At 44.5% G+C, this 4,585-nt stretch carries 4 protein-coding genes; 2 read left to right on the top strand and 2 right to left on the bottom strand.

What is annotated here, in order from left to right; translation table 11 throughout:
* A partial coding sequence (locus tag QN395_RS20935) for a GNAT family N-acetyltransferase (protein ID WP_323492984.1) occupies positions 1-419 on the bottom strand: 419 nt, incomplete at its 3' end.
* Positions 413-871: an HAD domain-containing protein gene (locus QN395_RS20930; RefSeq protein ID WP_323492983.1), complete on the bottom strand. Its 459-nt coding sequence runs from the start codon at positions 869-871 to the stop codon at positions 413-415. The genes QN395_RS20930 and QN395_RS20935, both read right to left, overlap by 7 nt.
* A 319-nt stretch (positions 872-1,190) precedes the next feature.
* On the opposite strand from QN395_RS20930, the gene QN395_RS20925 reads away from it, so the two are divergent.
* The gene (locus QN395_RS20925; protein WP_323492982.1) at positions 1,191-3,284 is read left to right on the top strand and encodes a TonB-dependent receptor; all 2,094 of its coding nucleotides are present in this window, start codon (positions 1,191-1,193) and stop codon (positions 3,282-3,284) included.
* A gap of 144 nt (positions 3,285-3,428) precedes the next feature.
* Positions 3,429-3,884: a nickel-responsive transcriptional regulator NikR gene (nikR, locus tag QN395_RS20920; RefSeq protein WP_323492981.1), complete on the top strand. Its 456-nt coding sequence runs from the start codon at positions 3,429-3,431 to the stop codon at positions 3,882-3,884.
* The last annotated feature ends 701 nt before the right edge of the window (positions 3,885-4,585 follow it).

Below are 4,585 nucleotides of genomic sequence, written 5' to 3'. Positions count from 1 at the left end.
TGGGCATCGGGGCGATCAGTAAAATTGAGGCCGCATCGTAACATCACCGCTTTTCGAGTTTGAAGTGCACCAACGCCGCGTTGCTCCCCAAGTGTCAGCAATCGTTCAACTAGGACTCTGGCGATTCCTTGACGACGCATCGCCGGTTCCGTGTAGACATTCACGATTCTGGCGCGGTAGGGATTAGGATCGCCGCGTGTCGGCCCCCAATCAAGTAACGTCATACCTGCACTGGCGACTATCTTACCGTTACTCTCGGCCAATAGTCCGATGTAGCGGCCATCACCGATAGCGTGACTAAGCCAGAACATATAAGCAGCCTTGTCGTCTTGGTTTTCTTGTTCCCGATAGTAGCGATAGGAAGCAACTATATTAGCTTCTGCTAGAGTCACACTACGTAGCGTGTAAGTGTTTAGCATGGACGCGAGGCTACTGCGAGATGACGCCTTAACCGCTCTTCGGCTTGATCATCGAAGCCTGTCAGTGAATCGGTTTTAATCAGATTTTTTAGAAACGGCTTGAAAAGATAGGGTTTATCATCAATTGCCAGCCAGTTTATCCATGGCCGACCAGATTGTCTCAACCAACCCTCAATCTCCGCATGTCGTTGATAGCCAATCGTATCCATAATCTCTGGGATTTCTCTCCAGGCTGGAGTCGTACCGATGATCCGGTCGGCAATATCCTCGGAGAAGAATGCTTTGAGTTCAGTGATTGAACGTTTATCTCTCCATGTGCTGGAAATAACAATATGCACATCAGGGAAATCTCTTAAGACATTTTCTAGTCGCGGCAAGTGGCAGAATAACTGCGCCTCTTGGTAGCAGGGTTCTGGGTGCAAAACACCATCAAAATCTAAAAACAAGATCATTATTGTTCTAGCCCACTAAAGACAAGTTGAGTAAATACAAAGAAAATTGTACTTTACGGAGCGTCAAATTTACTTTCTATCTTTTAGGTATCCTTTGAATAACGGAACGTTTTTATATTGTATGAACGTACGCATATTCTCCATACAATTATTTTAGATCAAATAAAAATTTATCCTCAAGCTTGAATCCGACTTTATAGCTTCAACGTACAAATACTGATATGAATAATATTTATTTATTCATACATCGAGAATTTTTGTTCTCAATCACCCAATTTATTGCTTTAATTAATCATTATTCCAAGAGGGACATTCAGCAATGGACAATATTTTCCAAAAGAAACTACCTTACTTTCAATTGAAAAAAATATCATTAGTTATTGCCATGTTGCCTTGTATAGCTGCGCCTTCTTGGAGCGCAGAAACGGATGAGACAGTTCCGTCCGTTGTAGTGGAGGGTTCACGAAATAGCCAGATCGGGATTGCTAGCGCTGCAAGTGTAGGGGTGGTAACGCAGCAGCAATTAGAGGCTCGTACCGTATATCGCCCGGGTGAACTGCTAGAAGCAACGCCTGGACTCATCGTCAGCCAACATAGCGGCGAAGGAAAAGCTAATCAGTTCTATCTGCGCGGCATTAATCTCGATCACGGCACGGATCTGCGCACTACAGTTGACGGTATGTTGGTCAACCAGCGCACCCATGCTCATGGACAAGGATGGACTGATGTCAATTTTTTAATACCCGAATTAGCGACTAGACTCGATTACAGCAAAGGCCCTTATGATGCGCAACAGGGAGATTTTGCGTCAGCCGGATCGGTCAGCGTGGCTTATGCAAATCGACTCCCGCAAGGAATTTTTAGTGTAGGTGTGGGACAAAATGGATTTGCTCGTACCTTGTTAGCTGACTCACCAAAATTCGGTAACGGCAATCTACTTTATGCTTTGGAGTTATTTCATAATGATGGTCCATTTGTACACGGCGATGACTATCGTAAAGTAAACGGTGTACTGCGTTACAGCGAGGGTACTGAGGCAAACGGATTTAATATCAGTTTGATGGCTTACCGAGCCCATTGGAATTCTACTGATCAGATTCCACAGCGTGCGATTGATTCTGGCCTACTTGCCAATCGTTTTGATGTAATTGATCCTAGCGATGGTGGCAGCGCTCACCGTTACAGCTTATCTACTGGATGGCAAAAAACCACAGAGACAACAGCAACAAAATTCAATGCCTACGTAATTAATAACCAACTTGATCTGTACTCTAATTTCACCTATTTTTTAGACGACCCTATTAATGGTGATCAATTTAACCAGCCAGACCGACGGGTCACAACGGCTCTCAATGCGAGCCATACGTGGAAACTACCGTTGATGGGACGTCAATCTGAGAATACGGTTGGGCTACAATTTCAGAACGACAATATCCATAACGGCTTGTATTCGACTAAAGACCGGCAGCGTCTATCCACAACACGAGAGGATCATACCGTTGAAACTAGCTTGGGCTTGTATGCAGAAAATGCGACCCAATGGACTGATAAATTTAGAAGTATTGCGGGCATCAGAGAGGATTTCTATCGGAATAATGTCACCAGTAATCTTATTGCTAATTCTAATACCGTGTCAGAACATTTACCCAGCCCGAAACTAAGTCTTATTTTTGGCCCTTGGGACAAAACCGAATATTACTTTAATATGGGTCGCGGTTTTCATAGCAACGATGCTCGGGGCGCCACAATTTCAGTCAATCCGCATGATGCAAGCATGAGTGCCACGCGCGAGTCCGCCTTGGTTTTATCTCGCGGTTTAGAACTCGGCGTCAGAACTGAGTTGATCCAAGGTCTGCAAACCAGCCTTTCGGTGTACCGCCTCGATCTTGATTCAGAATTGCTGTTCCAAGGGGATGCGGGTACGACCCAAGATACAGGACGCCCAAGCCGGCGACTAGGTTTTGAATTTTCTAACTACTATAAACCGCTTAAGTGGCTGACAATCGACGCGGATATCGCTTTTGCAAAAGCTCGCTATCGGAATTTTGATGTTGTGGGTGCTTATATTCCAGGCTCAGTTGAGGGTGTTGCCTCATTGGCACTTGCGGTTGACAACCTAGGTCCCTATTTTGGAGGCTTGCAGTTACGCTACTTTGGACCAAGACCATTAATTGAGGATAATTCAGTTCGATCTGATCGGACAGTAACTCTTAACGGACGCATCGGCTACAAGATTAGTCCTAAGCTGCGGGTAGATCTTGAAGGCTATAATTTAACCAACCGCCAAGACTCAGCCATCGACTACGCTTATGTATCAAGATTACCGGGTGAACCTGCAGCGGGGGTATTTGATAAACACTTTCATCCGATCGAATCGCGCTCGTTGAGAGTGAATTTAATTGCCAATTTTTGAGCAGCATATTTCAGATTTGAAATTAGACCAGTCGATATGAGCTTTGCGAGAACAATGGTCTTTGTCATCATGACGATTGACTGCGGTATGGTGAACACACTTGAGTCATGATAAAAAAATTTCTTTATTTTGTTGAGGTAAAAGATGCGACGCTTAACCATTTCAGTCGATGACGATCTGGCAGATGCTTTTGATCGGTTGGTAGAAAGCAGAGGCTATTTAAACCGCTCTGAGGCTTTTCGTGATCTCGTGCGTAAAGAATTGGGTGAGGCCGATGTCGCCACCGGAAAAGCCAAATGGTGCGTAGCAACCGTCAGCTATGTCTATGACCATCACGAGCGCCAATTAGCCAATCGTCTGACCCACATGCAGCATGAGCACCACGATATTGCTATCGCCTCGCAACACATCCATCTGGACCATGACAATTGTTTAGAAACCGTCGTGCTGAAAGGAAAAATGGCCGAGGTACGCGCCTGCGCTGATGCCATCATTTCACAAACCGGGGTTCGGCATGGCAATGTACATGTGGTACCGGTAGACATCAAAAAAGAGAAATATTCACTGGTAGGACATACTCATGTTCATCCGCATCGATGACTTGAAAATACGCACTTTTCGGGATCAGCAACGAGAAGTAGTTTTGTACTGCTCGGTTCGTCGCCTGCGTTTATTGAAATTATCTGATAACGAGTAAATCGATTGCCACTTTTTTCCAGCCTGCCTAGGAAATGCAGCAAGATCCAAATGAAACGTTAATTAATCACCAAAAAATTATCTTTTCTCAGACGCTTTCTTCTTAATATCATTTCGCTCAGAGATCGACTGAATAACGATGTCCAGCCGCTCATGCAAGTCAGCGCCGATAGCATGGCAATACCAACCAAATTCTAAAAGCTAAGCCGCGAAGCAATGTAGAGGCGCTGGCCGCTTACGGTCGCTAGTTCGCTTGCGATCGTAAAGTTCTTACGCAAAATAGCCACTGGAGGGAAAGTTTGAACTTCCCCTCCAGTGGCTATTTTGCATTTAGACATTGCGTAATATTCATGTCGATCTTAAGAACCTGCGATGTCTATTGATGCAATTCAATCGTAGATTTGAGATGAAAATTAGTGGCAATTTTGGTTGAAAAAACATGGCATCTTTGAATTGAAAATCAATGGCTGTTTTGATGCAAATACTCAATTAACGTCAAAATTCGTTTACGCGCCTTAAATTAACCTCATTTGGCTCATGCTCTATATCGGGGTACTGCGCTCTCCTACAGTCCTTCTTATTGATTTCTTTCTCAGTTCATCTGC

The organism is Undibacterium sp. RTI2.2 (assembly GCF_035018705.1).
Taxonomy (GTDB): domain Bacteria; phylum Pseudomonadota; class Gammaproteobacteria; order Burkholderiales; family Burkholderiaceae_D; genus Undibacterium.
This window is presented reverse-complemented; position numbering and strand designations above follow the sequence as displayed.